The organism is Methanosarcina sp., from assembly GCF_049706645.1.
Taxonomy (GTDB): Archaea; Halobacteriota; Methanosarcinia; order Methanosarcinales; family Methanosarcinaceae; genus Methanosarcina.
Genome location: NZ_JBNAKP010000065.1, coordinates 1 through 5043 on the forward strand (window position 1 = coordinate 1; position 5043 = coordinate 5043).

Annotated in this window: 3 protein-coding genes; all 3 read left to right on the forward strand. The window is 42.8% G+C overall.

Features of this window, described 5'->3' with window-relative positions; translation table 11 throughout:
* On the forward strand, positions 1-618 hold a 618-nt coding region (locus tag ACPK8D_RS16505), incomplete at its 5' end, for a sensor histidine kinase (protein WP_424718944.1).
* A 1481-nt stretch (positions 619-2099) separates the two neighbouring features.
* Positions 2100-2885 (forward strand): helix-turn-helix transcriptional regulator, encoded by a 786-nt coding sequence (locus tag ACPK8D_RS16510; protein WP_424718945.1) that lies wholly within the window; start codon positions 2100-2102, stop codon positions 2883-2885.
* Between the two features lie 68 nt (positions 2886-2953).
* Positions 2954-5043: histidine kinase dimerization/phosphoacceptor domain -containing protein (locus tag ACPK8D_RS16515; protein WP_424718946.1), on the forward strand; the 2090-nt coding region annotated here is incomplete at its 3' end.

The window sequence follows — 5043 nt, forward strand, 5'->3', positions numbered from 1 at the left end:
GTAACCGAAGCCTTCAGGGACAGCCAGCACAGGGTCAAATCAATGGCTCTTGTGCATGAAAAACTTTACCAGTCCGAGGATATGGTAAGTGTGGACTTTGCAGATTATATTAAGAATCTCGCAGGTTACCTGTTCCATTCATATTCCCTGGACGACGGGAAAGTAAGCCTGAAGCTGGATGTTGAAAAGGTTTTCCTGGGAATGGATACGGCGGTTCCCCTCGGAATAATTGTCAATGAACTGGTCTCGAACTCCCTGAAACATGCTTTCCCGGAAGGTAAAACCGGAGGAAGAATAAGCGTCTGCCTCAAAAGGGAAGAAGCTGAAAAGCAAAGTTTAGAGAAGGCTTTACCCGGTGCAGGGAGTAACAGAAATCTCGAAAATGGGGATGCGAATAAAGTTAAGACAGGAAATCCCGTAGAATGGTTTTCGCTTGTCGTCGCGGATAATGGCGCAGGCTTCCCTGAAGGAATAGATTTTAGAGAAACGGATTCTCTGGGCCTGCAGCTTGTAACTAACCTGGTCGATCAGATAGAAGGCAGTATCGAACTTAATACAGGTAAAGGAACCGAATTCAGGATACGATTTAAAGAATTGAGATCCAAAACCAAAGGTTAAAGGAAAAGGGCTAAATAAAAAAATTAAAAGGTTATGCAAAAAAATTAAAGGACTAGGTAAAAAATTAAGATAAGCTACACAAGTTTCCGTAGAAGTTTCGATAAAATCCTGGTTTCATGAACCTGAATTACCAGTGCAGGGCCATGTCAGAGACGATGACCCTGCCTGGGAACTGCTGTTTATTTTAGCAGTTTTAAATCGGGGTCTCTTGATTGTGGTCTTCGTATTGGTGGGGTTTTCTGTCGAAAGACTTTTAGAACTACACACGTTTTTCCGTTTATTTTTGATGAGTTCCCAAACTCACATCTTCTTTAAGTACTCTTTTCTCGAACCGGAGTTTCCCAAACTCATATCGTTTTTAAACTTCAAATCGCTCGCAGGTTGAGCTTACTTTCCGGTAAGAAACCTGCCCGCTTTCAGTACCTACTGAAAATTTCAGTATTTCCTGACAGTGTGATATATGAATTAAATATATTTAGCCCAATCTATTAAGTCTATTCAACAACTTCGGGTAATGGAACCGAGCTCTGGATAATACCCATATCATTAGATTTTTTAATGACTTAAAAATTTACAAAGACCTGAAATCTAAGTCATCCATAAGTTGCCAGGTCTATTACTGAACAGCTTCGGAAAAAATAAGTTGGCAATAAAATATAAAAAAAGAAAAGAGAAATAAAGTCCATAAGCACCGAAAAAAATCTTTTAGTATCGTGAAAACCAGTCCTATTGCGGAGGCACCCAAAAGCTATGGCATTTCCCACATACCACAGCTCCCAGGTACATTTTTAATGCATTTGCAGGGGTTCGGAGCAGAGAAATTTCCGGTTATTAAGCCTGAAACTTTCTGTCTTAGCTTTTATTTCAGAGATCTCACGAGTTCAAGCCAGATTCCGGTATGAAGCCGGTTAGCTCCCGTCGTACTCTGTAATTTTTTTCTTTACAGGATGCAATAGCTTTTAGCGTTTTTTAATTTTTGTACTTTTTTAATCCATTTCCAATGTGCCATTTTACTTCGTTTTTCATGCAAATTTTTTATTTTTATCGTCATTTTAATTATTTTAGTGGTCACTTTAACCCGTTTTTAGTGCCATTTTTACCAGTTTTTTAGTGACCACTTTAATTTTTTGCTTTTGTAATCCGTTTTTGGTGCCATTTTTAATCTTTATTTGCCTTCTTTGAAGTGTTTTTCTTCTTTCAGGCAATTTTTTCTGTTGGATTTGTTTTCGCTTACTGGTAAGTGATTTATTTATGGTTTCGATATTATATAGCCCGATCCGCGTAGTTCCTGCAAAAGTTGCAGGTAAAAGAAAGAGCTGTATGTAAGTTCTAAAGTAAAGTGATTTTTTAATGCTTTTAAAATTTTCAATCGGGTTTAATCAAGGCCTGGAATCCGTTTCAAAATCAAGATTTTTCTAATATATTTTCCATATCTAACATAATCTTTTAATAAAAGTATATTCAATAAATATGAAGTAGCAATGAGCTCATCTTTATGCGATACAATCTGGCTTTCTGAAAAAAGGAAAAATCTCCTACTCCTGCTAATGGAAGGGCCCCGGGACATTGAGCAAATAAAAACTTCTCTTAATGTGACCTCAAAGGCGATGATGCCCCAGATTAAAATTCTTAAAAAGCAGGGCCTGATCCTCCAGAAGGAGGACACTTATATGCTGTCGGAGATTGGAAAACTTGTTGTAGGAAATATGCTTCCTCTCCTGAACACACTTGAGGTCATCGAGGAAAATAAGGAGTACTGGGCAAGCCGGGATACGAGCGTCATACCCCGTGAACAGTTTATGCGGCTTGGAGAACTGGGGGAATGCATGGTAATCGAACCTGACCTGAACCATCTGTTTGATCTTCCAAGGGAGTTTACCGAGAATCTTATAAAATCCAGATGCATCATGAGTTCGCTTTCTTACTATCATCCCCTTTATCCGTCGCTTTATTCCAGGCTTGCAAAAAGCGGAGCTGAAATAGAAGTCGTGCTTACGAAAGCCGTATTCGAGAGACTCAAAAACGATTGCAAGGACGAACTCGAAACCCTGCTCAATTCCGAAAATACGGTTTTTAAGGTTTGCGAGGAAAGCCTGCAGCTCCCAACGGTTGCTGTTACTGAAAAGTTTATGTATCTCTGCCTTTTCGACAAGCAGGGGAAATACGACCACAGGAAAGTAATGAGCTTCGATGCCAGCGCCCTTCGCTGGGGCAGGGAGCTTTTCATGCACTATAAAGAATTGTCTCGAGAAGTGATCGAAAGCTGAGGGCTGCCCGGCCTGTACAGGCAGAACAGGAATAAGCCTCCCCTTTATAGCTGGCTGGAGCTTATACTATGAGATTTAAAAACTTCCCCCTGAAATCAAAGCTGGTTATCTTTATCGTTGTCGGGGTTTTTCTTGTGCTTGCGGTCTCTACGGCTGTAATTATAAGTACGGTCACTTCCCAGGAAGAAAAGCTGGCTTACCAGAAATCAATTGAAATGGCAAGCAATTATGCAAACCAGTTTGATGCCGATATGAAAGCTAACAGCGCAGTCGCAAAGACGCTTGCCCTTACGATGGAGAATTACGGGGCTTCCAACAGGACTGAAGTAATCAGCGTCCTTGAGAATATCCTCGAAAAAAATCCGAACCTTATAGGGGTATATGTGGGATATGAGCCGAACGCTTTTGACGGCAGGGATGCGGAATACGTCAACGCCTCAACGCATGATACAACAGGCAGGTTTGTCCCTTACTGCAATAAGATCGAAGGCCGCACTATGGTCGCACCCCTTATGCATTATGATTCTTCGGATTACTACCAGCTGCCCAAAACAAGAGGGGAGGACGTCCTGACCGAGCCGTACTTTTATGAAGGGATATTCATGGTAAGCCATGTTTCCCCGATTTTCAGGGACAACAAGTTTATCGGGATAGGGGGAGTAGATGTCCCTCTGGAATATGTGGACGAGGTAGTGAGCGAGGTCCGGGCTTTTGATACAGGGTATGCTTTCATGGTAAGCAATACAGGTGTTCTGCTCTCTCACCCTGTGCGCAAGGACTGGATCGGGAAAAAGAGCCTCTCTGATTTTAATTCGCAAGAAATAGCAAGGGCTGCAGATGACATAAAAAAAGGAACAGGCGGATATATCGAAGCCAGGGACTCTACCACAGGCAAAACTGTTGTAATGTTTTATGAACCTGTGCAAACCGGGAATCTCGCTTTTGTGCTTGTAATTCCGAAAGAGGAGATGCTTGCAGGCGTTGTTGATCTTCGGAACAGGCTGCTGGTCATTTCTGCAATTTCTATCCTGTTTATGGCGGCCCTTGCATATATGATCGCCTGCTCTATTACAAGGCCGATAGATGAAATCGTTCGGGATTTCAAGAGCATTGCGCAGGATGCAGTTAAAGGAAAGCTTGATGTCAGGGCGGATACGGATGTGGGGATTGATTTCAGGGAGATCCCCTCAGGCCTGAATGAAATCCTTAAGGCTGTGATTGTTCCTGTAAGGGAGACTATACGAGTGACCAATGCCCTTGCGAAAGGAGAGTTAAAAGAAAGGGTAAATGCCGATGTACAGGGAGAGTTCAGGGAACTTGGAAACACGCTTGACAAGTTCTCCGAGACCTTAAACAGTATTATCGACGACTCAAACGCAGTCCTTACTGCATTTCAGCAGAATGATTTTAAGCGGCAGATCAGTATACACGGGCAGGGCGATTTCAAGCTGCTTACGGACGGAATCGAAGAGACGCGCCAGGCGCTTGATATGGTTACCACCCAGCGCAGAGAGGCGGAAAAAGCCCTTCTGGATTATGCAAAAGAGCTTGAGCGTTCCAATCAGCTTATGGAAGAAATGGAAAAGGTTATCAATACAAGTCCTGTAATCGTTTTCCTGTGGAAATATGAACCCATGTGGCCTGCAGAGTTTGTTTCGGAGAATATTACCAGACTGGGTTATGACGTGGAGGATTTTACCTCAAACAGGCTTCTTTACGGGGATATCGTGCATCCCGAAGACCTGGAAAAAATGGCTACCGAGCTTAATATGCATGTTGAGGCCGGATGTGCGGATTATACCTCGGAATACCGGATTCTCACAAAATCGGGGGAGGTCCGGTGGGTTGACGAAAGGACGGTTATCCAGCGCAACGAGGAAGGGGAAGTCCACCTTCAGGGCATTATCCTGGACATAACCGAGCATAAGAAAGCCGAGGATGCACTTCTCCAGATGGAAGAAATCCGTAAAAAAGAAATCCATCACCGCATCAAGAATAATTTGCAGGTAATCTCCACGCTTCTGTACCTCGAATCCGGAAATTTTACGGATAAAGATGTAACCGAAGCCTTCAGGGACAGCCAGCACAGGGTCAAATCAATGGCTCTTGTGCATGAAAAACTTTACCAGTCCGAGGATATGGTAAGTGTGGACTTTGC